This window comes from Hymenobacter sp. UYCo722 (assembly GCF_040547115.1).
Taxonomy (GTDB): domain Bacteria; phylum Bacteroidota; class Bacteroidia; order Cytophagales; family Hymenobacteraceae; genus Hymenobacter.
The window spans coordinates 34115-58713 of sequence record NZ_JBEPPC010000002.1; the positions used below are offsets into that span (position 1 = coordinate 34115).

General features: G+C 56.5%; 21 protein-coding genes. 8 read left to right on the forward strand and 13 right to left on the reverse strand.

Features of this window, described 5'->3' with window-relative positions; genetic code table 11:
* Nucleotides 1–292: 292 nt before the first annotated feature.
* Together ABIB44_RS05965 and ABIB44_RS05970 are read left to right on the forward strand one after the other, a co-directional pair.
* Entirely contained in the window at nucleotides 293–1216 is a 924-nt protein-coding gene (locus ABIB44_RS05965) for a bestrophin family protein (protein WP_354583722.1), read from the forward strand.
* Between the two features lie 132 nt (nucleotides 1217–1348).
* Nucleotides 1349–3757, forward strand: a complete 2409-nt coding sequence (locus ABIB44_RS05970) for a T9SS type A sorting domain-containing protein (protein ID WP_354583723.1) — start codon at nucleotides 1349–1351, stop codon at nucleotides 3755–3757.
* 149 nt (nucleotides 3758–3906) lie between these two features.
* On the opposite strand, the gene ABIB44_RS05975 is transcribed toward ABIB44_RS05970, so the two are convergent.
* The 6 genes from ABIB44_RS05975 to ABIB44_RS06000 form a co-directional block, all read right to left on the reverse strand.
* Nucleotides 3907–4737 (reverse strand): phosphosulfolactate synthase, encoded by an 831-nt coding sequence (locus ABIB44_RS05975; RefSeq protein WP_354583724.1) that lies wholly within the window; start codon nucleotides 4735–4737, stop codon nucleotides 3907–3909.
* Between the two features lie 201 nt (nucleotides 4738–4938).
* On the reverse strand, nucleotides 4939–6336 hold the full coding sequence (locus ABIB44_RS05980; protein ID WP_354583725.1) for a tetratricopeptide repeat protein: 1398 nt from the start codon (nucleotides 6334–6336) through the stop codon (nucleotides 4939–4941).
* Between the two features lie 155 nt (nucleotides 6337–6491).
* Complete coding sequence (locus ABIB44_RS05985) at nucleotides 6492–7562, reverse strand: NAD-dependent epimerase/dehydratase family protein (RefSeq protein WP_354583726.1); 1071 nt, start codon at nucleotides 7560–7562, stop codon at nucleotides 6492–6494.
* Between the two features lie 50 nt (nucleotides 7563–7612).
* On the reverse strand, nucleotides 7613–8299 hold the full coding sequence (locus ABIB44_RS05990; protein WP_354583727.1) for a tyrosine-protein phosphatase: 687 nt from the start codon (nucleotides 8297–8299) through the stop codon (nucleotides 7613–7615).
* 107 nt (nucleotides 8300–8406) lie between these two features.
* Nucleotides 8407–10914, reverse strand: a complete 2508-nt coding sequence (locus ABIB44_RS05995) for a polysaccharide biosynthesis tyrosine autokinase (RefSeq protein WP_354583728.1) — start codon at nucleotides 10912–10914, stop codon at nucleotides 8407–8409.
* A gap of 73 nt (nucleotides 10915–10987) precedes the next feature.
* Entirely contained in the window at nucleotides 10988–11950 is a 963-nt protein-coding gene (locus ABIB44_RS06000) for a polysaccharide biosynthesis/export family protein (RefSeq protein ID WP_354583729.1), read from the reverse strand.
* A gap of 246 nt (nucleotides 11951–12196) precedes the next feature.
* On the opposite strand from ABIB44_RS06000, the gene ABIB44_RS06005 reads away from it, so the two are divergent.
* The 4 genes from ABIB44_RS06005 (at nucleotide 12197) to hpf (ending at nucleotide 15129) form a co-directional block, all read left to right on the forward strand.
* A complete protein-coding gene (locus ABIB44_RS06005; RefSeq protein WP_354583730.1) occupies nucleotides 12197–13342 on the forward strand; it encodes an acyl-CoA dehydrogenase family protein in 1146 nt (381 codons plus the stop codon).
* A gap of 208 nt (nucleotides 13343–13550) precedes the next feature.
* Nucleotides 13551–13748, forward strand: coding sequence for a 30S ribosomal protein S21 (gene rpsU, locus ABIB44_RS06010; RefSeq protein WP_241936782.1), 198 nt, complete (start codon nucleotides 13551–13553; stop codon nucleotides 13746–13748).
* 168 nt (nucleotides 13749–13916) lie between these two features.
* Nucleotides 13917–14792: a tyrosine-type recombinase/integrase gene (locus ABIB44_RS06015; RefSeq protein ID WP_354583731.1), complete on the forward strand. Its 876-nt coding sequence runs from the start codon at nucleotides 13917–13919 to the stop codon at nucleotides 14790–14792.
* A 37-nt stretch (nucleotides 14793–14829) separates the two neighbouring features.
* Nucleotides 14830–15129, forward strand: a complete 300-nt coding sequence (gene hpf, locus ABIB44_RS06020; RefSeq protein WP_354583732.1) for a ribosome hibernation-promoting factor, HPF/YfiA family — start codon at nucleotides 14830–14832, stop codon at nucleotides 15127–15129.
* 131 nt (nucleotides 15130–15260) lie between these two features.
* On the opposite strand, the gene metK is transcribed toward hpf, so the two are convergent.
* From metK to ABIB44_RS06040, 4 genes are all read right to left on the reverse strand, one after another.
* On the reverse strand, nucleotides 15261–16526 hold the full coding sequence (gene metK, locus ABIB44_RS06025; RefSeq protein WP_354583733.1) for a methionine adenosyltransferase: 1266 nt from the start codon (nucleotides 16524–16526) through the stop codon (nucleotides 15261–15263).
* 187 nt (nucleotides 16527–16713) lie between these two features.
* Nucleotides 16714–17448: an SDR family NAD(P)-dependent oxidoreductase gene (locus ABIB44_RS06030; protein WP_354584426.1), complete on the reverse strand. Its 735-nt coding sequence runs from the start codon at nucleotides 17446–17448 to the stop codon at nucleotides 16714–16716.
* 98 nt (nucleotides 17449–17546) lie between these two features.
* The gene (locus ABIB44_RS06035) at nucleotides 17547–18758 is read right to left on the reverse strand and encodes a class I SAM-dependent methyltransferase (RefSeq protein WP_354583734.1); all 1212 of its coding nucleotides are present in this window, start codon (nucleotides 18756–18758) and stop codon (nucleotides 17547–17549) included.
* Nucleotides 18759–18787: 29 nt separating this feature from the next.
* A complete protein-coding gene (locus tag ABIB44_RS06040; protein WP_354583735.1) occupies nucleotides 18788–19345 on the reverse strand; it encodes a hypothetical protein in 558 nt (185 codons plus the stop codon).
* Nucleotides 19346–19563: 218 nt separating this feature from the next.
* Between ABIB44_RS06040 and ABIB44_RS06045 the strand changes: the two genes are divergently transcribed.
* Together ABIB44_RS06045 and ahcY are read left to right on the forward strand one after the other, a co-directional pair.
* Entirely contained in the window at nucleotides 19564–20316 is a 753-nt protein-coding gene (locus ABIB44_RS06045; protein ID WP_354583736.1) for a DUF4397 domain-containing protein, read from the forward strand.
* Between the two features lie 140 nt (nucleotides 20317–20456).
* On the forward strand, nucleotides 20457–21773 hold the full coding sequence (gene ahcY / locus ABIB44_RS06050; RefSeq protein WP_354583737.1) for an adenosylhomocysteinase: 1317 nt from the start codon (nucleotides 20457–20459) through the stop codon (nucleotides 21771–21773).
* A 78-nt stretch (nucleotides 21774–21851) separates the two neighbouring features.
* Here the strand turns inward: ahcY and ABIB44_RS06055 are convergent, their stop codons facing one another.
* The 3 genes from ABIB44_RS06055 to atpG form a co-directional block, all read right to left on the reverse strand.
* Complete coding sequence (locus ABIB44_RS06055; protein ID WP_354583738.1) at nucleotides 21852–22349, reverse strand: hypothetical protein; 498 nt, start codon at nucleotides 22347–22349, stop codon at nucleotides 21852–21854.
* An 18-nt stretch (nucleotides 22350–22367) separates the two neighbouring features.
* Nucleotides 22368–23420: an LLM class flavin-dependent oxidoreductase gene (locus tag ABIB44_RS06060; RefSeq protein ID WP_354583739.1), complete on the reverse strand. Its 1053-nt coding sequence runs from the start codon at nucleotides 23418–23420 to the stop codon at nucleotides 22368–22370.
* Between the two features lie 178 nt (nucleotides 23421–23598).
* Complete coding sequence (atpG, locus tag ABIB44_RS06065; protein WP_354583740.1) at nucleotides 23599–24483, reverse strand: ATP synthase F1 subunit gamma; 885 nt, start codon at nucleotides 24481–24483, stop codon at nucleotides 23599–23601.
* Nucleotides 24484–24599: the final 116 nt, after the last annotated feature.

The following is a 24599-nucleotide window of genomic DNA, read 5'->3' on the forward strand; positions in this document are numbered from 1 at the left end:
TAAGATATAGGGGCTTAACCCAATCCGGCATTATCTTTGTACCCCATTTTGTAGTAATTGCATTTACCCGGAAACGCACATTGTTTTTCCCATCAAAATCTACCTCTTTATAGCCACCCTCTTTCGATAACTGGGTAACATCAGCGCCCTGGCACCGCACAAGCTGGCGAGGCAGGTGCTTGCAGGCCAGTTTTATATCCTCTCACTTTTCCTTCCGTATACGGCCCATCGACTGCCTGCCCCGGTCGCAACCCGTCCATGTTCTTGTATTACATACGTTTTTGTAACCCCGATGATTGTCTATCAGGGCGGAGACTGGTGGCGGGCCCTTTGGCACTTCCACACCTCCGCGATTATTCGTCTGCTATTGAAGCGTGTGGCGCTGGTAGGTCTCTACGGCTCAGCCATTGCAGTTATTAGCCTCGACTTTCATACCCTCAACGTTCGCATCGGGCGCGAATACCTTTCTATCCTGGGCATTCTGCTCAGCTTGCTGCTGGTGTTTCGCACCAACACCGCCTACGACCGCTACTACGAAGGCCGTAAGGTGTGGGGAGTGTTGGTATCGCAGTGCAGGGGGCTGGCCATGGAAATGAATGCCCTGTTACCACGCGAGGCTAAATCGAGCCGCCGCTATTTTGCTGCCCTTATCTCCAACTTCCCTATCGCCCTCGAAGGCAGCCTGCGCAACAAGGTCCGTTTTGATAAGATGGAGGCGACTCCTGACATTATCGAGCGCCTGCAAAAGGCCGAGAGCGTGGCCTCTACCATCATCGCCGTCCTCATGGAAAGCGTGGAGCAACTACGACAGGTGCAGATTTTTGACCCCATCTATCTTATCAATATCAAGCAGCACTACCTGGCCATGATGAGCGTGAGCGGCACCTGCGAACGTATTAAATCCACACCTATCCCTTACTCCTACAGCTTTTTTATCAAATGCTACATCACGGTTTTTATTATGGTCATGCCCCTGGTACTCGTCGACTCGTGCGGGTGGTGGATGGTGCCCGTGACCATGATTGGGGCCTACGCCATGCTAGGGCTGGAGATGATTGGCAATGAAATTGAGAATCCTTTCGGCTACGATAGCAACGATTTGCCCATCACCCAACTCTCCAATAAAATCCGGGTAAGTGTCCATGATTTGCTCGGTGTGGAACTGCCAGCGGAGAAAAAGGCTTTGGCTACCGCGCCTTATAGCATCGTTCACTAGTCGGCTAGCCTAACCCGTCATTATTTCTCAAAACAGGATTTTTTTCACCTCTAAAAGGTCCTCATTTGCACTGTCTTACCACATTTTAATTTTTTTTCCTAACCCTTCGACTTTTTTCCAACCCTTGCGTATATGCGCCCTGAACGCGCCTCCCCCCTTCAGCGTATTCCAACCTTTTTACAAAAAATACCCCATTCCATGCAAAACTTAAATTTTACTCCTAAGCTGCTCCGACAGCGTCGCTTCCTCAGCTTTTTGCTCCCCCTCTTTGCCCTTTTCATCGGGCTGGGCTCTTCGCAGTCGGCATTTGCGCAAGGTCCTGCAATAGATGATGTTGAACTGATTTTAAGCCAACGGCCAGTTTCTGCAAGCTCGGTTACTACCGTCCATTACGCTGGCAGTGGAGCCCTTGATGCTCCTTACACAGGTTATACCAAACTCGGTTCTGCAAGTCCTACTCCCGCAACCCCTGCGCCTCCTTTAGGCACTTATGATGCCGACCCAAGTAGCAATAGCAGTCTTACCCTCAGCGGCAGTTCGTTAGTAGCTGAGCCTATCAGTGTACGTGGCGTACCTGCTAACCCTATTGCTGCGCGCCTTCGCTACCGAGTCTACCTCAATGGTGTTCCGACTAATACCACAACTTTATCCGGTATTCTTGCTTTGAATAATGCCGGTCCCTTTCCTACTTTTCCTTCCTCTACTTTATTTAATGCGACCACTGGTGTCAATTTATTGAGTAATCTGCCAAGCGGAGGCAATTACACTTTAGAAGCCAACTTCGAAGTTGATTACTCAAATGGAACTACCCTGACTGCGGTTGGGAATCCTTATACTGCTACATTCGACGTAACTAAGCCTGCTGTAGCTCCTCCTGGCAGTTCTACTACTTGGATTGGTGGTGCCCCCGCTGGCCCTAACAATTGGCTTCTCCCTGAGAATTGGAGTAATGGCGTGCCTTCAGCCCGTTCCAGTGCTATCATACCTTCTCCTCCTCGTCCGAACCCGCCTATTCTGAACGATAAGCTGGCCGATTACTCAGTTAAGAACCTTACCCTTCAAATCCAGGACCCTGCTAACGCCTTTACTACGCGTGGTATTGTGCGGGTTACTACTGCCACGCTCAAAATATACGGTGATGTGGCTAATGGCGGTAATGGCATCTTGGCTACTACCGATGCTCCTGGCACTGTGGCTGACCCTCTATCGGCTTCCGCCATCATTGTATTCGCTGGTAGCGACCAGAAAATTGACCAAGGACGCTTCGCTAACTTGATTATTCAGAACAATAATGTCGACCAAGCCACCGGTGCCATTACTGTTAATCCAGTGCAGGCAACAAAGTCTCTTTTTGGTTTACTTGAAGTTCCTGGTAGCCTACAATTTGCTAGCAACACCTCTGCAATATTACGTTGTACCGTATCAGACATTAATGGCAACCTGTTGCTCGATACTGGTGGAAATGAAAACGTTGACCTTAAGAACACCGGGGTTGTTACAGGCGAAACAAATACTGCCTTTGTTTTAGGTATTTTGAAAGTGCAACGCAATGTTACTCCTGGTGTCAAAGAGACATTTGGTGGAGTAGGCGTTGACATCACTATTCTTGGAAGTGCTACCCCAGGTGTTGGCCAGATTACTCGTGCAACGGGCGCTACTTTTAGCCCTATTGTTTTTTCTGGGGCAACTCGTCCCGTAAGCATCAAACGGTCCTTTGGTGTTAGCTTCAGTGGATTGCAGCAGGGCTTTAATGCTGATGTTGTGTTTCACTACAACAACAATGCTGAGGAGTTGAATACCAATCGTGACGGCTTCCTAAATATGTACCGTACTACTTCGGGCTCGACTTTTTCGAATCTCGGTGGTGTTAATAAGCCTGACCCTACTACATATCCTGGGAATGGCGGCACGGTTGAGGTATTTGGTGTCAACAACATCAACACAATTACTTTGGCTGACTATGAGCGCAACCCCTTGCCCGTTACAGTTTCGGAATTTGATGTCAAGCGAACTGGCAATGATGCTGTAGTGACTTGGGCCACAGCTCAAGAAATTAACAACAAAGGGTTTAATGTTCAGGTATCGACTGATGCTAAGAATTACCGCAACATCGGTTTTGTTGCCAGCGAAACACCAAACAGCACTAGCAGCAGAAGCTACAGCTTCATCGACACCGAAAAGAACAAGGTTGGTGTACGGTACTATCGCCTACAGCAGGTCGATACAGATGGTAAATCCACTTTCTTCTCTCCTCGCGCTGTCACGTTTGAAGGCCGCGCCACTGAGGCTGGTATCGTAGCGTACCCTAACCCATACACAAGTGAGTTGCGTGTTGGCTTAAATTCGGCTGTGAGCGGCAATGGTTTTGTTCGCATAACTGATATGACTGGCCGCGTAGTTAGCCAGCAGGTTCTGCCGGTTACCATCGGTAGCAACGACTTGCTCTTAGACAACATGAATGGTTTAAAGAATGGCATGTATCTCTTGAACCTGACTTTGCCTTCGGGCGAAATCAAGACGATGAAGGTGGTGAAGCAGTAAGCTGCTTCGCCCATCGGGCAACAAAAAACGCCGGCTTCCGCGAGGAGGCCGGCGTTTTTTGTTGTAGCGAGGACACTACAAGTCCACGCACGGTAGAAACGATGTTTGTTACGTACGCACTCGTAGACTTCACATAGCTATGCCATATGCTAGCCGCGTGGCATCGAAGTTCCGGGCTTGCCGGTTTTGGCGGCGGGCTGGAACATGGGGTCCACGGCATCCATATCAAGGAAGTGCGAGAACGTGTCGCCGCGCAGGCCCAGGCGAATGGTTTCGAGGCTCACCACTTCGTTGGGAGCAATGTTGCCCAGGTTCACGTTGGCCCCGAGCAGCTTGATGAACCATACCTGCTGAGCTTTTTGTGGGGCTTCCCACAGAATTTTCTCACCCGGAATCTTGGTCAGGATTTCCTCCACTAGGCCTGAACGTACCTCGCCGGTGCTGCGGAACAACCCGACGTTGCCGCCCTCGCGGGCCTCGCCGATAACTTTAATGGCCCCGGCCGCCAGCTCGGTTTCCATTTGCGCAATCCACTTATAGGGCGGAATGATTTTCTCGGCATCCTTTGAGCCCACTTCGCTCAGCACCTGCACGTGTTTGCTCAACTCGCGGATGTACTCGCACTTACGGTCGTGGTCGAGGTCGATGCTGCCATCGGATACTTCGGCGTATTCCATGCCGTACTGGTCCAGCAGGCGGCGGTAGTCGTCGAACTGGTTGCGAATAATGAAGGCTTCGAACAGCGTGCCGCCAAAATAGACCGGGATACCTGCCTCCTTATAAATTTCAAGCTTGCGCTTGAGATTGGGCACGACGTACGAGGTGGCCCAGCCCAGCTTCACGATATCGGTATAGGCACCGCCCACTTCCAGGAAGTCTTCTACTTCGCGCAGGCTCAGGCCTTTGTCCATCATCATGGTGTAGCCCTGCTCGCGGGGCTTGGCCGTGCGTTCGGGCAGTTGGGAGAGGTCGTAATTCATCTGGTTGTACTGTAAAATGTGGGCTGATGTAAAAATGTGAAAAGGAGAGCTCCGATTTTAGCGGGGTTGACCAGGCCACAAAAAAACCGCCTGCGCAGGCGCAGGCGGTTACAAAAGTAGTGCTTACCATGCTGTGGCACCTCGAGAAGGAAGCCCACAATCCATTTTCACATGCTCACAGCAGCGGGTTTTCCCAATACGTTACTTCCGAAACTGCTCAATCAGGCGCTTCAAACCGGGCTGCTCGCGCAGCTGGGGGAAGTAGTCGAACAGCAGCACATGCTGCTCATAGTTGAGCGTGAGGGCCGTTTCGAGGGTTTCATAGGCTTCACGCATGCGGCCATCGGCAAGCAGATAAGCGCACAGCATGTAGTGGAAATGAGCTTCGTGCGGGTGTAATTCCACCGCGTGGCGCACCAAGTCCACGGCCTCGCCAAAGTGGCCCTGGTCGTAGAGAATGGCGCTCCAGCTAACCCAGGCCTGTACGTCGTCGGGAGCTACTTCGGTTGCTTTCTCGTACGCTTCGAGGGCGCTCACCACGTTGCCCACCTGGTTTTCGGCCGCTCCCAGCGCCGACCAATACTCGCCGCTCTGGTCATAAAGCTCGGTGGCCTTGCGGAAGAAGTGAATAGCTTCGAACCAGCGTTCCTGCTCCTGCAACAGCACGCCTTGGCCAAACCAGGCCTCATCCATATTAGGGTTCAACTCCAGGGCCTGGCGATAGTACTTGCGGGCGGGTTCCCACTCGCGCAGCTTTTCGTAGCACTCGCCAATGTTGCACAGGGCCTCATCGGTAGGCTCACCAGTGGGATAGGCCAACTCAAACTCCGGAATGGCCTTGCGGTACTCCTGCTGGCAGACGAAGGCATCGGCCAGCCAGTGGTGAGCATCATAGAAGTCGGCCTGAATGGTGACGGCGAAATCGAAGGACTCCACGGCCTTCGCAAAATCCTCGCGGCGGTACCAATACTGGCCTAGGTTGTACCAGGCCGTGGCCGAGTACGGGTCGTCGTCGGTAAACTGCTTGAAGAAGTCTTCGTGCTCTTCCAGCCGGGCCGTAATATCGAGGCAGTGCAGTAGCTCCTGCACGCCGGTTTCATTGTCAGGGTTCAGGCGCAGGCTTTGCTTGTAGTGCTTCGCCGCGCTCTTGAACTTTTGCCAGCTCTGGAAAGCCAGGCCCAGGTTAAAGTGAATGTCTTCGCGCTCGGGCTCCTTCTCCAAACCGGCCCGGAAAAAGGCCACCGCCTCGGCAAATTCACCCCGCTGCGTGCTGATAATGCCGCGCGTCACGGCCACATCGGCGTTGGTGGGGTCAAGAGCCGCTACGGCGTCAATCTGGCGCTCAGCTTCGGTGTAATCGCCACGCATGGCCATTACTTGGGCACGGTCAATCAGCAGCTCCGTCGAGAAAGGATACTGGCCCAAAGCCGCTTCGCAGGCCTGCAGGGCCTTATCGAACTCAGCTCCGGTAACGTAATGGTCGATGATGTTTTCGAAGTCTTCAAGGTCGAAGAAAACGGACTCCTGCTGGGCTAGCATGCGCTCGAAACGGCGTACGGTGTCCAGCACGGCGCGGGGGTTCTCAAAATGTTCGTTCATGCGCATAATTCCGCGGTTAAGAGGAGTAATCGAAGAATGAAACCAATGCCTCGGCATCGAGCGGTTGCCCGACGAATTCACGCCTGGCAGTACTCCGCTTCACTCTTATATCAATGATAACAATTATTGGGCAAAACCGTGCAATCCGGTTCTAGCTAAGATACGACAACCGCCCCGGAAGCGGGGGCTTTTTCGGCCAACCCGGCCGCACACCACGCCAGCGTATCGGCTAACGGCCGGAATGCCAGCCCGGTAGCGCTTTGCACTTTGGCGTGGCTGTACACCACTGGTTGCCGGCCGGCCCGGGCTGTATCGCGGGTAATTAGCGGCCGCGCCCCCGTGAGCACGGCCCGGGCATGCTCGAGCCGCCAGATGGCCTCGGCCGCCCAGTCGGGTATGGCCATTGACGGTGCGCGCCGCTGCATGGCCACCGCCGCCGCTCGAAAGAAATCGCCCAGCGGTACCGCTTCCGCGCTGAGAATGTACCGCTCGCCGCGCAACTCGGGCTGGTCGAAGCCCAGCGCCAGCAGTTGGGCCACCACGTCGCGCACGTCCACAAAATTCAACAGGCCCCGCGTGTAAAAACGGTGCTGCTGGTAGGCGTAGCGTAGCAGCCGGGTGCTGCTGCGGTGCCAGTCGCCGGGCCCCAGCACCACCGAGGGGTTCACCATCACGGCATCCAGGCCCTCGGCCACACCGCGCCACACTTCCAACTCGCCCAGGTATTTGGAAGTGGCGTAGGCTGGGTGCGCGGCCCCTAAGTCCCAGGTGGCGGTTTCCGTTACTGCGGTGCGACCATCGGGACCGGGCAGTACGCCCGCCGCCGGCCCACCCAGTGCGGCCACCGACGACACGTGCACCAGCCGGATGCCAGGCCGCTCCAGGCAGGCATCGACCATGGCGGCAGTGCCCTGCACGTTCACGTCCAGCAGCAGGTCCTCATCCTGCGGCGCGTACGACACCAGCCCCGCACAGTGGAATACGTGCGTTACGTCGGACGTGAGTGCCACGCGCAGCTGCTCGGTATCAAGCAGGTCGCCGGCCAGCCATTCCACGCCCGGCGCGGCATCGGCCGGTATAGCCCCCCGTTGCAGCGCCCGCACGGCCACCCCCCGGGCCCGCAACGCCCGCAGCAGAAAAGAACCAATGAGGCCAGTGCCACCCGTAACGAAAACCATGTAGTAAGTGATGAACGATGAACGGTTGATGGTTGATAAGGCAGTCAATGGCCGATGCGATTTGCCCTGGCCATTTAGCACCAACCATTCACCATTACTTAAAGCGTGTTATTCAGCAGCGGCAACTTCAACAGCTTTTCCAGGTGCGGTTGGGGCAAGGTGCGTTTCAGCAGCGTATCGGTGTGGCGCAGGTGGTGGGCGTCGGTGCCCACGAAATCGACTAAGCCATTATCGACCAGCTGTTCGGCCATTTTTTTGGCGGCCGGCGAGTAGTAGCCGGCCAGTGAGTTCAGGTTTACCTGTAGCAGAATACCATACTCACGACGCATCTTTTCAATCTCGGCAAAGCGCCCGTACAGATAGGTATAGCGCTCAGGATGGGCCAGCACCGGGCGGTAGCCCTGGGCCTTCATCTCAAACACGATTTCGTAGAAGTTGAGCGGCTCGTTCATGTACGAAGTCTCGAAAAGCAGGTAGCGCTTCTCACCGCCGAATGTGAGCATTTCGGTGCCATCGGCCAGCTTACGGCCCAGAAACTCGTCGAGGTAGTACTCGGCCGCGCAATCAAGCGCCACATCGCCCAGCCCGGCCTCGGTAGCCTCGGTGCGCAGCAGTGCCAGCGCTGCCCGAATACCTTCGGGTGTATTTTTGTAGAAGTCGCCCATGATATGGGGTGTCATCACCAGCTTGCGGTAGCCCAGCGCCCGCAGTGCCCGCAACAGGTCGAGCGAGTGCGCGATGGTTTCGGCCCCGTCGTCAAGGCCGGGCAGCAAGTGCGAATGCATGTCGGCTCCGAGCATAGCCAGCACTGCCGGTGCACTCGCCGGGCCGGCCGGAGTCGCGTCCCCGCCAAAAAGCCGTTGCCAAAACGAAGCCATTATCCGAATAGCCGTTAGGTAAAGAGCTTTTTCACTTTTTGGCCAAACGTCAGCGTTTTGGTCGCCGGCTCTTCGTAGTAGCCTTGGCCGTAAGCCCCGTAGCCATAGCCATAGCCGTAGCCGTAGCCGTAGCCGTAGCTGCCGCCGCTTTGGGCATCATTGAGAATGGTGCACATCCGGGTGAAGTTATTACTCCGGATAAGGCGATTGATGTTTTTCAGGAATGATTTGTTTGAGTAGCCGGCCCGCACGATGTAGAGCGGAATATCCGCCTTGCGCATAATCAGGATACCATCGGTTACCAGACCAACGGGTGGCGTGTCAATCAGAACCACGTCGTAGGTCAGAAACAGTTCCTCAATCATCTTATCAAACTGCGCGCTTAGAATCAGCTCCGACGGGTTAGGCGGCGTTGGGCCGGCCGAAATGAACTGCATCGAATCGATGCTCGTCGGCTGGATGCATTCCTGCACCCCGTGCCGTTCGATGAGAATGGTACTAATGCCCTTGGTATTTTCAGCGCCGAAGGCCAAATTCACCTTGGGCTTGCGCATGTCCAAATCGAGGATAATTACCTTTTGTCCCGACAGGGCGATGATACCGCCCAGGTTAACCGTCACGAACGTTTTGCCTTCGCCCGAGATGGTCGACGTGACCGAAATCAACCGCTTTTTCTTCGAAGAGCTGATAAAATCCAGGTTCGTTCGAATCGAGCGGATAGACTCGGAAATGGCCGACTTCGGGTTTTTATCCACCACCAGGCGCGACACCTCCATCTTTTCCTTGTCGTAGGTCGGGATAATACCCAGCACCGATGCTTTGGTGCTACGCTCCAACTCGCGCACGTTTGTCACGGTGTTGTGCATAAAGTAGCGCACCGCAACGAGGCCTAGCCCCAGTACCAAGCCTCCGACCAAGCCAATAGCGTACACCATCAACCGGTTGGGCGAAATGGGAGCGGATGGCGGCGATGCCGGTGAAAGAATATCGAAATCGGGCGTGGCTCCGGCCTTTTCGATGTTAAATTCCAGCTTTTTATCCAGCAGCATCAGGTAAGACTTTTCAAACAGCTCCAGCGGACGCTGTAGGCGTGCCTGCTCCGTTCCTTGGGCCGGTAGCTTTTGCATGGCATCGGTGAGCTTTGCCTGCTGGGCGTTCAACTCATCCAAGCCGCTGCGTAATAGGCGCTGGTTTTGCTTTAGCAAGCGCCTAATGCTGTTGCGCGCAAATGCCACCTTGGCCTGCTCGGCTTGTACTGCCTCCGTTTTATCAGTGTAGGAACGGCTCAAGCGGCGCAGGTTCCACTGCAGGTTATTTAGGTCGCTCAGTTGGCCATCAAGCAAAGGGTCCTCAATGGTCGCTAAGGCCGGAATGCTCTGCTGCACCGACTGTCCCTCATCGCGGGTGAGCTGGTCCTGGTTAGCCATGCGCGATACCTCGTCCAGCAACACAATCTTCTTATTAAGCTCCAGTCGTTCGGTTTCCAGCTTCTCCAGCTTTGTACCGAGCATCGTTACCTCCGCTTTCACATCATAAGAGCCCGAGCGTTGCACGAATTTTTGCAAATTATTTTCCGCATTCTGCAGGTTGTTGCGGTTTTCCTCCGAAATCATATCCAGGAAACGCAGTTGCTTCCGGGTAGCTTCCGACTTGCTGGCGAGTTTCTCCTCCAAATACACCGAGTCGATTTTATTCACGATGTCCTGGGCCTTTGTCGCGTTGAAATCGCTGAACGAAATACCGATGGTGTTGGCCTCCGGATTCACAATCTCCACGGTCAGATTCTGATTCAAGTATCGATTAACTGAAATATCGTCTTGGATGGTGAAGTGGTAGCTATCTTCCAACGACTCTGGTGTGAGAGACGCTGTAGGCACGACCTGTAGCGTAACGCCCGGAAGCTTTACTTCGGTGCCCAGCGCGACCTCGACGCTCTGTGGGCGGCTTTGCTCGTTATAGTCAATCTTTACCCGTTTGGCATCCACGAATTTTAGCTCGAACCGCCGGTTGTAGGCACTATTGTCCCGCACCTTGTATAATATTTTGAACGGCGAGTTTCCATACATTTCCGACTCCAATACTGTACCCTGCACATAGTAGTTCACATCCAGGGCCAACGAATCCTTCAGGCGACGGTAGATAATATTGGATTTTATAAGCTCAACTTCCCCAGCCAGCTTGGTATTATGCGTTTTGTCGGCCACGGCTGGCACCATTTGTCCGGCTAGGCCCAAGGCACTGCCTTCGTTGCGCTCATCAATCTTGAGCAGCGATGACGACTTGTATACCGGCTTGGTGTAGCGCAGGTAAAGCCACGAAGCCGTGCCGCCCAATATGAGCAATAGCAGTATCCATAGCAAGCTACGCCGGGCCACCAGCACCAGGGTCGCAATATCAAAGCTAGCCTCCTCGTTATCACCTTCGGTTGCAGCCGGATTTAGCGCAGGTACGCCTCCCCCCGGAACGCCGCCGGTGGCGTTTCGGATAAGCTCTTCCAGCTCAGCATTCTCATTGTTGGCCATATGTATTGAAAGTGCCGGCCAAAGCCGGGCGAACGATGCAACCGAATAAGACTATCGCGTCAGCCGGCATTTATTACTTAAACAGGTTAATAAGGAACAGCGTCGTCGTGAGAGTTAGTGAGGCAAGGCTGATAATCGGCGCGGCATCCGTTAAGGATTCCAGTACCGGGCGGTGTACCGGCTCAATATAGATGATATCATTCGGCTCTATCTGCAGGCTGGCTCGCCGCATTCCATCTAGAGTAGTTAGGTCTACCTGTTGCACGCGAGGGTTTTTCAAGTCCCCCCGGATGACGCGGATGTTACTGGCCTTACCTCCGTATCGGTAGAAACCGCCGCCGCCGCCACCACCTTGGCCACCGCCGCCGCCGTCGAGCCCACCCGCTAGGGCCAGCACCTCAATCAGGTTCATATTGTCATTGTTGAGAGTGATTACCTGCCCGCCCGGCGCCCCCAACACAAATACGCGGTTATTCGTTACCCGTGTAGTTACGAAGGCATCTTTATAATATTCGCCGTAGCGTACCTGTAGCACGCTGTCGGCCTGTAGAAGCGAGTAGCCACTTATCTTTATACGGTTGATGAGTGGCAATACCACCGTGCCATCGGCCTGGACCAAAAACTCGGAGCCGGCGGTAGCACTACCGGCATTCTGCCCCACCGACCGGCCTCCTGTGGCCCCGCGCCCGCCCCCCTGCGAGCCGCTACTGGTGCTGGGTAAGCTGCTGCGGCTGGGCAGCGCACCACTTGGTTGCCCAAACTGCAACTCGCCATTAGGGTCGAGTATTCGCTCGCCTTTGTTGGTATTCACACGAACCTCCAGATAGTCGTTTGGTTGAATACGATAATTACGCTCCGTGCGGTTAACTGCAATTCGCATCTTGGTACTATCGAGTTGCCGACCTTGGCTGTCTGTGAGCCGGAACAACGTGCGTTGATTGTAGTAGCGGTTGGAAGCGCACGATGAGAGCAGCAGCCCGAGCGGTAGTGCCAGCAGTAGGAATACCCGGCAAAAACGAAAAAAGGAGTTCGGCATCAGCCCTTATTATTTACGGTAGCAAATGAAAACCCCGGCTACTTTCAGTTGGCAACCGGCCAGATTTCCCCCAAAAAGCCTCAAAAGTAACGCTTTTGCCGCGCCCGTTCAACAATTGTCGCCCGATGGCGCTTTCCCTTGCCAGTTCCCAACGGCCGGAATCGTACTTTCGTGTCCCCAATGCTGTTACTTGGCAGTAAGCATGTTGGTCATATCAAAATCCCACCCTTTGTTCCCAAATCCCAAATGGAAGCCGTAGCGACCGAAAACCAGACCATGATTGCGCAGATGGTGCGCGACTTTGGTGCCCAGCACATCAAGCCCAACATGATGAAATGGGATGAGAGCCAGGAATTTCCCATCGACGTGTTTCATAAACTCGGCGAGCTTGGCCTTATGGGCGTGCTAGTACCCGTACAGTACGGCGGCTCCGGCTTCGGCTACAGCGAGTACGTGACGGCCATTGTTGAGCTTTCGAAAATTGACGGCAGCATTGGCCTGAGCATGGCAGCCCACAATTCGCTTTGCACCGGCCACATTCTCCAGCACGCTTCAGAGGAGCAGAAGCAGAAATACCTGCCTAAGCTGGCCTCCGGTGAGTGGATTGGGGCCTGGGGCCTCACCGAGCCCAACACCGGGTCCGATGCCGGCAACATGCGCACCACCGCCGTGCTCGATGAGAGCGGCGAGAACTACATTATCAACGGCGCGAAAAATTTCATTACCCACGGCAAAAGCGGCAACGTGGCCGTGGTGATTGTGCGTACCGGCGAAGTGGGCGACTCGCACGGCATGACAGCTTTCATCGTCGAGCGTGGCACGCCGGGCTTCGAAGCCGGCCGCAAGGAAGACAAGCTGGGCATGCGCGCCTCCGAAACCACCGAACTGATTTTCACCGACTGCATAGTGCCCAAGGAGAATGTTATCGGCAAGGTGGGCGACGGCTTCGTCCAGAGCCTGAAAGTGCTCGACGGCGGCCGCATCAGCATCGCAGCCCTCAGCCTGGGCATCGCAATGGGCGCACTGGAAGCCGCTACCAAGTACAGTAAGGAGCGCTATCAGTTCAACCAGCCCATCAGCAATTTCCAGGGCATCAGCTTCAAGCTGGCCGATATGGCAACGGAAGTGGAAGCTGCCAGCCTGCTCACCTACCGCGCCGCCGATATGAAGGACCGCGGCCAGAACGTAAACCTGGAGTCGGCCATGGCCAAACTCTACGCCTCGGAAGTTGCCGTACGCACCGCCAACGAAGGCGTCCAAATCTTCGGCGGCTACGGCTACACCAAGGATTACCCGGCCGAGAAGTACTACCGCGATGCCAAGCTTTGCACCATCGGTGAAGGCACCAGCGAAATTCAAAAACTGGTAATTGCCCGCGCCCTCCTCAAATAAATCACTGATTTATCGGATTTTAGCAGATTTCACGGATTTTGTAGGTGAGCACCAATGGGTTGCACACCGCGTAGCGATACTTTCGGATTAGGACTAAAAGGGAATCGACTACAAAATCCGTGAAATCTGTTTGAATCCGACGAATCCGTGATTATCTTTGCGGCCCGGTTTATACCGCACTCCTCAGAAAACTCCCTCACTCCCTGATATGATTATCGTTCAAATCAAAGACAACGAATCGGTTGACCGCGCTCTGAAGCGTTTCAAGAAGAAATTTGAGCGCACCGGCGTGCTGAAAGAGCTGCGTCGTCGCACCTTCTTCCAGAAGCCCAGCATCACCCAGCGTAAGATGAAGCAGAAAGCTGTTTACAAACTGGCTACCTACGGCCAGGACAATAACGAATAGCCTTTCGGTTTCGCACCGCGTTTTCTGAACTGAAAACCGGCCAGCTTGCTCACCTGAGCTAGCTGGCCGGTTTTTTCGCGTCCTTACCCTAGCGAATCGGTTGCAGAAAACTAAAAAAATGTTACCTTGAATGCCCGGCCCAACCGCCGGGCAATTTTGTTGACCGGTATGCAGGCTTTTCTCGATTTTTTGCGCTTTGAGCGGCGCTACAGTCCGCACACGCTGGTATCGTACCAGACCGACCTGGGCCAGTTTGCAGCCTACCTCAAGTCGGCCTACGAGCTGGCCGACCCCGCGCAGGCGACGCACCCACTCATTCGCGGCTGGGTAGTCGAGCTAATGCAGGACAACCTCGACCCGCGTACCGTGAATCGCAAAGTAGCCTGCCTGCGCTCCTACTACAAATTTCTGTTGCGCACCGGGGCCATTGCGGCCAATCCCATGCTGCGCATCACGGCCCCCAAAATGGCCAAGAAACTGCCCGAGTTCGTGCCCGAAGAAGCCCTGAACGGCCTGCTGAATTCCTTTGATTTTGGGGACGACTTTGCCGGGCGGCGCGACCAACTGGTGCTGGAGATGCTTTACGGCACCGGTATTCGCCTGTCGGAACTCATCGGCATCCACGCGCACGATGTGAGCCTGGGGGCTGCTACCGTGCGCGTTACCGGCAAGGGGAACAAGCAGCGCCTCGTGCCCCTAAACCCTACGTTGCTGCGCGTGCTTGAAGAATATCAGGCCAGCCGGGCCCGCGAATTTGGCGCGAGTGGCCCGCTGCTCCTCACCGACAAGGGCGAGGCCATGTACGAGAAATTCGTGTACCGTACCGTACAGCGCTACCTGAGCCAGATTACCACTTCGCGGGCGCAGCAGCATCCGCATGCGCTCCGGCACGCGTTTGCTACCCATCTGCTGGGCAAAGGTGCCGACCTCAATTCCATCAAGGAATTACTGGGCCACGCCAGCCTGGCGGCTACGCAAGTGTATACGCACTTGTCCGTCGACCGCCTGAAATCCGTATTTAAACAAGCCCATCCCAGGGCCTGAGTTTTATTTACCGTTCACCCTTAAAATCACCTACCTTATGAAAGTACAGATGCATTCGGTGCATTTCGACGCCGACCAAAAACTGCTGGATTTTGTGCAGCAACGTTTGAATAAGCTGGAAACTTTTTACGACAAGGTGACCGAAGGTGAGGTCATCATGCGTCTCAACAATAAAGATGGCATCGAGAACAAAACCGTCGAAATAAAGCTGCTGGTACCTGGCAACATCCTCTTCAGCCAGGAAGATGCCGCTTCGTTCGAAGCCGCCGCCGACGCCGCCACCGAAAGCCTACGCCGCCAGATTACCAAGCACAAAGAGAAGGCGCTGACGCACTAGTCTTAGCTGCAAGCTGCAATTCTTTTTAACTCCATTCTTAACAGCAAAGCCCCGACTGGAATACCAGCCGGGGCTTTCATTTTTAGCACCGTGCAATAAAATGCTCGCGGCCTGCAACGTAGCGCAAGCTGCTAATTCAAGCCAAACTCGGCCTTAATCTGGGGCACGTAATCGAGCTTTTCCCAAGTAAAGGTTTCGAAGGTTTTGGTTTCGCCGTTGGGCATCACCACGTTCACGGTGCCGGGCTGGCGGCCCATGTGGCCGTAAGCCGCGCTTTGGGCAAAGATGGGGTTTTGCAGGCCGAAGCGTTTCACGATAGCATAGGGGCGCAGGTCGAACAGCTTGTTCACCTTCTCGGCCACTTCACCGTCGCTCAACAACTGACCGCTGGCATTTTTAGCCTTGATGGTGCCATAAGTCGTCACGAACACGCCTACGGGCTGGGCCACGCCGATGGCGTAGGCGACCTGCACCAACGCTTGGTCGGCCACGCCGGCGGCCACTAGGTTTTTGGCGATGTGGCGGGCCGCGTAAGCCGCCGAGCGGTCTACTTTCGAGGAGTCTTTGCCAGAGAAGGCACCGCCCCCGTGGGCACCCTTACCGCCATAGGTGTCGACGATAATTTTGCGGCCGGTGAGGCCGGAGTCGCCGTGCGGGCCACCAATCACGAATTTGCCCGTAGGGTTAATGTGGTAGGTAATCTGGTCGGTGAACAGGGCCTGCACGTCGGCGCTCAGGCCAGCTTTCACGCGCGGGATGAGGACGGCCAGCACATCGGCTTTGATTTTGTCAAGCATCACACTCTCCGACGCATCAAATTCGTCGTGCTGGGTGCTGATGACGATGGTATCGATAGCCTCCGGCTTGTGGTCGTCGGAGTAGCGGATGGTTACCTGGCTTTTCGCATCGGGGCGCAGGTAGGGCATGTCGCTTTTTTCGCGGCGGATGGCAGCCAGCTCCTGCAACAAGCGGTGCGAGAGGTCTAGCGCTAGCGGCATGTAGTTAGCCGTTTCGTGGCTGGCGTAGCCGAACATCATGCCCTGGTCGCCGGCCCCCTGGTCTTCGTCCTTGGCGCGCTCTACTCCCTGGTTGATATCGGGCGACTGCTCGTGCAGGCGGTTCATCACCTCGCAGGTGTCGGCATTGAACAAGTACTCGGGCTTGTCGTAGCCGATGCGGCGAATGGTTTCGCGCACGATGGGCTCGGCATCGACGTGGGCCTTGGACTTGATTTCGCCGGCTACGAGGGCAAAATCGGTGGTAACGAGGGTTTCGCAGGCTACTTTGCTGGTGGGGTCCTGCCGCAGGTACTCGTCGAGGATAGCATCGGAAATCTGGTCGGCAACTTTATCGGGATGGCCTTCCGAAACCGATTCGGAAGTGAACAGATAGGGCATGAAAAGCGCGAAAAGGGCGGAATATAGAAAAAACAAGCGCCCGCCGGGCCGAATCCGGCGGGCGGGCGCGGCACAAAACTACGGAAATTCGGGCTATTAGCAGTCGGGCAACACCGCTATTGCCGCGTTCGCAACGGAGTAGCCAGGTAAGATGCCCGGCACAGCGGGTGTTCTGCTGGCAGCCGCGCTACAATTGGGCCAGCCGCCCGCCATCTACGACCAGCGTGGTGCCGTGCACGAAGCTAGCTTCGGCCGAGGCCATAAAAGCAATGGCGGCGGCGAGCTCCTCAGGCGTGCCCACGGTGGCTTTATCGATTTTCTCGGTGCCGTTTTCTACGTTGGGATTGCTCCAGAGCATGGGCGTGTCCACGGCCCCAGGGGCCACTGCGTTGATGCGGGTTTGCTTGCGGTCGAGCTCAATGCTGAGGCCGCGCACAAAGGCTTCGAGGCCGCCTTTGCTGGTGGCGTAGGGCACCACGTTGGCGGTGGTTTGGAATGCGTGCACCGAACTGATGGCCACGATGGCGCTGCCTTCGGGCATGTGCGGCAGACACAGCTGCGTGAGTTGCACCAGCGAGCGCAGGTTTACGAGCATCAGCTCATCCCACTTCGGCAGGGGCAGGTCGATGAGCGGGTCGAAGGTCATCATGGCCGCGTCACACACCAGCACGTCGACGCGTTGGTATTTGGCCAGCACCTTATTCACGGTAGCAGTAATAGCGCGGGACTTAACCAAATCGCAGGCCATGAACACCGCCTGGCCGCCCGCTTTCGTGATGAGGCGTACGGTTTCGGCCCCGTCGGCGCGGTCGCGCCCCAGGGCGACGATGGTGCCACCCTCGGCCGCCAGCCGCACGCAGGTGGCCCGGCCAATGCCGGAAGTGCCGCCCGTAACAACGCATATTTTATCGGTAAAACGCATCAACAGCAATGAAATATGGTAAATGGCACGCCCAGTATCAGGCCTGCCCATCCCTGCCTCAACCGCTGGCAGCTGGATTTGTGCGAACACGCCACCAATTATTCGGTCGTTTGCACCGAGGGGGTTAGTTTTTCGCATACCAGCACCACGGGCCGGCCGCGCAGGTCGGTGGTGGCAAACAGGTACACCTCGCCCCCCTCGCGGATGCCGGTACGCCGCCGAAAATCGGCCACCGAATCGGGGAAGTTGCGGGTAGTGACGTGCGCCCGGGCTTCGGGCCCGAGGTGAATTTTCAGGGCCGCGCCGTCGGCTTTTTCCACAGCCAGAATTCTGAAGACGCGCCCCGGAAAATCCTCCCGCAGCACAACGGAGGTGTATAAATGACTGTGCTGATGTAATTTTAGCAACTCGAAAGCGGTACCGATGCTCCGAAAAGCACCGGCTTTGAGCACGGCCGCATTGGGCTCATACAGAAATTGCTGCGCCTCGGCGTAGCGCGGGGTGGCGCGGGCTTCGCGGGCACGATTGAGGCGAAATTCCTGCTGGGTGCCGTCGCGGCGCAGGTTCAGGGCGTAGCGCTCGGGGTCGACGGCGGGCTCCTGGCCCAACTCATAAAGAACCTCCTTCACTTCGTTGTCCACGGCTACCACCCAGAGGCGGCGCACGTGACCCAGGCCCTGCACGGCATGCTCAATGTCGAGCATGGGCGAGGTTTTCAGCAGCACCTTGTCGGCCTTGTGCAGCAACAAGGGCAACAGCTTCACCACGTCGGGCTCACAATCGCGCAGCAAAAAAATCTTGCGGGCGGCGGTATCGCGGCGGGCGGGGTCCAGATACAACCAGTCGTAGTGATGCGGGCTTTCCTTCAGAAAAGCCATCGCGTCAGCATTATGCACGGCTACGTTACCGATACCGAGCTGGCCGAAATTGTAGCGGACCACCTCGGCCAGCGCAACATTGCGCTCCACATAGTCGACCTGGGCCACGCACGCGGCGAAGGCGGCCGAATCGGCCCCGAAGCCGCCGGTGAGGTCGGCCAGGCGTGTGCCGCCTACCAGCGCGGCTTTAAAGGCCGCGGTGCGGGCCGAAGAGGCTTGCTCGACCGACAGCGCGGGCGGAAAAATAAGCTCGGGGTTATCGGCCCAGGCGGGCAGCTTGGCGCGGGCTTTCTGGCGGGCCTGAATCTGGCGCACGAGCTCAGGTACGGGCAGGCCGGGGTGGCGGCGGGCTTGGAGGGCCAGGTGGGCGGGGTCGTCGTGCAGGTGGGCGGCCACGTACCGCCGGGCCGCTTCGGGCAAGGGGTAGTCCATTGCGAAGGGTATACGGAAAAACGCGGCGCTTAGCGCACCGCCCAGCGCAGGCCCAGCGTAGGTTGGCCCGTACTAACCTGGCCTATTTCGATACCAGCGGGACGCAGGCGCGGCCAAACGGCCCCGTGGCCCATGTGGTTGGTACCGTTGTAGGCCCCCACGGCGCGCTGAAAGTAGCTGTTGGTATTACGATTGATGAAGAGCGTACCGAGAATACTTGCCGCAAAGACACTGATGGCTACCTGCTGGGTGGCACCGTCAAAGTATCGCCGGTCGCCATGGGCAAAAATTTGTTGGCCATACACCCCAAACGAGGCCACCGCCACTATGCGGTCAATCAGAAACTTCGTTTTCTGCTGCTTATAAAGGTCAAGCTGGTCGAGGGCTTCCTGGTTGCCGGCCAGTAGTGGGCGCAGCTTCTGACCAAAGAAACCAGCGTTCACGTAGTTTTCGCCCACTACGCCGGGCGGCAGGAAATAGAAATTCTGCTGATGGCCGTTCAGGCCCCGCTGGGCATCTTCGGGCAGCAGACGAATGGTGGAAGGGGCCTCTTGAGCACGGGCACCGAGCAGAGAGGCAAAAAACAAGGCAGCGCTTAACGTCGCGCGCGTTCGAGCCGGCACGCCAGCCAGCAAACAGGAGTGGTGCATATTCACAAATATAACTACCCCCGAGAGGGCCCACCACCACCCTGAAGCGAATATTCTGGCAGTTCTGGCCAACCAACCGTACTGGCCACTCGTTCAGGCCTTATCTATTGCCTATTTTTGGCCAATCTTTGTTTTTCCTCATTCCAATTCTGGTCATGAAAACTTCCTTTTTGTTCCGTCGCCCGGCCCTTGCAATGGCAGCCTCTGTGCTGGCACTGGCCGCCTGCAGCAAAACCGACACCCCTGCTCCGCCCGTAGCCGATATGGGCAGGGTTACCTTCATTCATGCCGCAGCGGCATCCAACACCCCCCTCACGGCATTTATAAATGACCAACAGGTGAGCCAGCTCAACTATGGGCAAAGTAGCAGCTACGCTTCGGTAAATGCGGGCACACCCATGCTTCGCATTAATAACGGAGCGCAGGTGGCGATTCCATCGCAGGCCCTGACTGTCGCCAAAGACCAGAGTTATTCTGTGTTTGAATATTCGCCCACAACTGCCATCGGGAGTCTGGGTATCCTTTCAGTCGCAGATACTCCGGTTCCTTTGAATGCCGGCGAAGCCCAGGTACGAGTGGTTTACCTAATTGCCGGAGGCGTTAGCCCCATCAGGCTGACAGCACCTTCGCCATCGCCCACCACGCCGGCCATCGACCTTACGCCAGACGTTGCCTTTGGCACATCTTCCCCCTTTGTTAAACTCACCGCCGGCGTCTTCAACCTCAGCATTACGAGCAACGGAAGCCCTCGTCCTCAGGTAGTAGGCGTTGGAGATGGCACGGGCACCGGAACCGGCGTCTATAAATACCTGGAAGGAAAAGCCTATACCATTGTAGTTCGTGGCATTGCGGGTAGCGGCGTTCCCATTGCCCAGCAGCCGCAGGCGGTTATCATCCCAAACAACTAAGCTGCACTGCCTGCGCAGTTACGCAATTTTCCGGTTTCGAAAGCCCACGCCTGACCGCGTGGGCTTTTTTGTGCCCGCAGGCGAACAAACCGCGTATCTTTGTGGTTGCAACGCGATATAATCAACTAACCCGCATAACGTTGGAAACCACGACGAAAACCTACGTTCCTTACAAAGTAAAGGACATGGACCTGGCCACTTGGGGCCGGAAGGAAATCCGCCTCGCCGAAGCCGAAATGCCCGGCCTGATGAGCCTGCGCGAGGAATTCGGTGCCAGCCAGCCTTTTAAAGGCGCCCGCATTGCCGGTTGCCTGCACATGACTATCCAGACGGCGGTACTCATCGAAACCCTCACGGCGCTGGGTGCCGAGGTAACGTGGTCGTCGTGCAACATCTTCTCGACGCAGGACCACGCCGCCGCTGCTATTGCCGCCGCCGGCATTCCGGTATATGCCTGGAAAGGCATGGACGAGGAGTCGTTCGATTGGTGCATTGAGCAGACGCTGTTCTTCGGCGAGGACCGCAAGCCCCTGAACATGATTCTGGACGATGGCGGTGACCTCACCAACATGGTACTGAACCGCTACCCCGAATTGGCCGCCGGCATCAAAGGCGTGAGCGAGGAGACGACGACCGGCGTGCTGCGCCTGTACGAGCGCGTGAAAAACGGCACGCTGGCTTTCCCCGCCATCAACGTGAACGACTCGGTAACCAAGTCGAAATTCGACAACAAATACGGCTGCAAAGAGTCGGCCGTGGATGCAATCCGCCGGGCAACCGACGTGATGATGGCCGGCAAAGTGGCCGTAGTGGCCGGTTACGGCGACGTAGGAAAAGGTACCGCTGCCTCGTTGAGCGGCGCGGGTGCCCGCGTTATCGTAACCGAAATTGACCCTATCTGCGCGCTGCAAGCGGCCATGGACGGCTACGCCGTGAAAAAACTGGCCAATGCCGTGAAGGAAGCCGACATCGTGGTGACGGCTACCGGCAACTGCGACATCCTTACCGAAGAGCATTTCCGCTCGCTGAAGGACAAGGCGATTGTCTGCAACATCGGTCACTTCGACGATGAGATTGACATGGCTTGGCTGAACGGCAACTACGGCCACACCAAGGACACGGTGAAGCCGCAGGTCGACATCTATACAATTGAAGGCAAAGAGGTGATTATCCTCGCCGAAGGCCGCCTCGTAAACCTGGGTTGCGCCACCGGCCACCCCTCGTTCGTGATGTCGGCTTCGTTCACCAACCAGGTGCTGGCCCAGCTCGAGCTGTGGGAGCGCAACGACCAGTACACCAACCAGGTGTATACCTTGCCCAAGCACCTCGATGAGAAAGTGGCCCGCCTGCACCTCGCCAAAATTGGCGTGGAGCTGGACGAATTGACCACGCATCAGGCCGACTACATTAAGGTAACGGTGGACGGTCCGTTCAAGTCGGACCTGTACCGTTACTAGAAACAAGCCTCCTTTTATCCACAAAAAAACGCCTGGCATTGTGCCAGGCGTTTTTTGTGGATAAAAGGGGACTTAGGGTTAAAAGGATGAGGGCATGACGCCGCGGAATTGCTCTATCTGACCGAACACCCCCATACCCAGCAGAAGCCATTTATGCTGAACAACCACATCGTACTGCACCTGCGGGCCGGTGGGGCGTAAGAAGCCACCAATGGGCTTCCAAGTGTGCCCCAATACGATGCCCGATACGCTCGGGAACAAACCGAGCGGCTCAATAATGCCGTTATTGATTCGGTACTCGGCCAATAAAACAAGTTTGTTAGTACCACCGAGAGCTATTTCCTGTTGGCTGCTGGCATTGGCCCCGGCTTCCTTGGGCTCGTGCGAAAGCAGGTTTCTGGACGTAGCCGAGGCGGTGTCAGGGCTCCGGCCGCTCAGGGTGAGCAGGGCGACCAAAAAGAACAATAGCGAGCCCCAGCCCATGTGCTGTCGAACCAGCCTTGCGGCGCGAAACAGAATGTAGAGTAGGCTGACAAAAAGCAGCAGATTCAACGCAGACCACAGCAGATTCAGCATAAGCCAGATTTGTTCTTTTCAGGCCTCCAAGATAGTAAGCGAATTCTGAGGCTGGGCCACTGCAGCCCGTACGGCCGGCGCTACCTGCGTGCCCAGCAGCTCAATCGAGCGTAGCACATGCTGATGCGAAATGCCTTCGATAACGAGTTGGGCCAGGAACCGGGTGTTGCTGAACAGTTCGTGCTGGTAGCGTAGCTTGGCAATGATATCCTGCGGCGAGCCTACCAGCAGCGGGCCTTGCGGGCCGCAGAGGTAGTCGAAGTGGCGACGGTCCATCGGCGACCAGCCGCGCTCGCGGCCGATGCGGTTCATGAGCTGCGAGTAGGGCGGGAAGAATTCATCGCGGGCCTGTTCGGCAGTATCGGCCAGGTGCAGGTGACAATTGATAGCCAACTGTAGTGCGGCCACATCGTGGCCGGCCTTTTGGGCCGATTCGCGGTAGAGCTCGGCAAATGGTACGTACTGCGCGGGCGCACCGCCCAGAATGGCAATGGTGAGCGGCAGCCCCAGCTGCCCGGCCCGGATGACCGAGGCTGGCGTGCCGCCTACGCCAATCCAAACCGGAATTTTGGGCTGCGCGGGGCGCGGGTATACGCCTCTCGCCTCGATAGCAGCGCGGTGCTTCCCCTGCCACGTCACCACCTCATTTTCATTGATTTTAAGCAGCAGCTGCAGCTTTTCGAGATACAGGGAATCATAGTCCTGCAAATCCTGCCCAAAGAGCGGGAACGACTCAATAAAAGAGCCCCGCCCGGCAATAATCTCGGCCCGGCCATTAGAGATAAGGTCAACGGTGGCGAAGTTCTGGAAGGTGCGCACCGGGTCGACGGAGCTGAGCACGGTGACAGCGCTGCTCAGCCGAATGCGCTTGGTGGTAGCAGCCACAGCGGCCAGAATAACTTCGGGAGCCGAAATGACAAAGTCGGAGCGGTGATGCTCGCCGAGGGCCAGCACGTCGAGTCCTACGGCATCAGCCAACTGGCCCATGGCCAGCAGCTCCTGCATGCGCTGGGCGGCGGCGTGGTCCTGGCCGGCAACATGGGCGGGGGCAACTTCACCGAATGAGCTCATGCCTATCTGCATAAATTTAATAGCGTGCGCTTAGAGAATAAGGCCGTAAGCATTGTTATGGCCAAATGGTTTATCAGCGCCTCTTGCGCACTGTGATTCTATGACGCCACAGTGCCGCACGAAGCAAAAAGGCCCGCCTCCTTGTGGAGACGGGCCTTGCAAATTGCATGGGCAGCTATTACCCCGCCGACAGGGCCTCGGCACCACCCACGATTTCGAGAATCTCGGTCGTGATGGCCGCCTGACGCGTCCGGTTGTAAGTCAGCTTGAGGGCCTTGAGCAGCTCACCGGCGTTATCGGTGGCTTTGTCCATGGCCGTCATGCGGGCACCGTGCTCCGAGGCATTGCTTTCCAGCACCGCCTTATAGAGCTGAATCTTGATGGATTGCGGAATCAGCGTCTGCACGATGTCCTCTTTCGAGGGCTCGAACAAGTAATCCACGTTCGCCTCCGGCGTGGCCGTGGCGGGCGCGGCCTCCTGCACCAGCGGCAACAGCTGCTGGGTCCGGATAATCTGCGTGGCCACGTTGCGAAACTCGTTGTACACCATCACTACCTCGTCGTACATGCCGTTGCGAAAACCGTCCATCGCCACTTCCGCTGCTTCGCGCACCGTCTCGAACGAGAGCTTTGCGAAGACGTGGGTGTAGTCGCCAACGATGTTGCCCTTGCGGGTGTAGTAGTCGTGCGCTTTCTTACCAATGGCCATCACCGAAATGCTGGTCGCTGGCAAGTTGCCGTAGCGCGAAGCAATAGCTGCGTTCACGCCCTTAAACACATTGGTGTTGAAGGCACCCGCCAGGCCACGGTCCGAGGTAATGGCAATCAACAGCACTTTGCGCACCTCGCGGGCCACGCCGTAGTCGCTCACGATGTCATCGTCGGCGTTGCGCGTTAGGTTGGTCAGGATGGCATTCAAGCGCTGGGCATAGGGCCGCATCCGCACGATGTTGTCCTGGGCCCGACGCAGCTTGGCCGCCGCCACCATTTTCATGGCTTTGGTAATCTGCTGCGTGCTGCTCACCGACTGAATGCGGTTGCGGACTTCTTTTAAGCTTGCCATTGATAACGGTTAATTGAACGTCATGCTGAGCGAAGCAAAGCGTAGTCGAAGCATCTCTACCGCGCAATTTATTACTGTTGCGGTAGAGATACTTCGGCACGCTCAGCATGACGGCC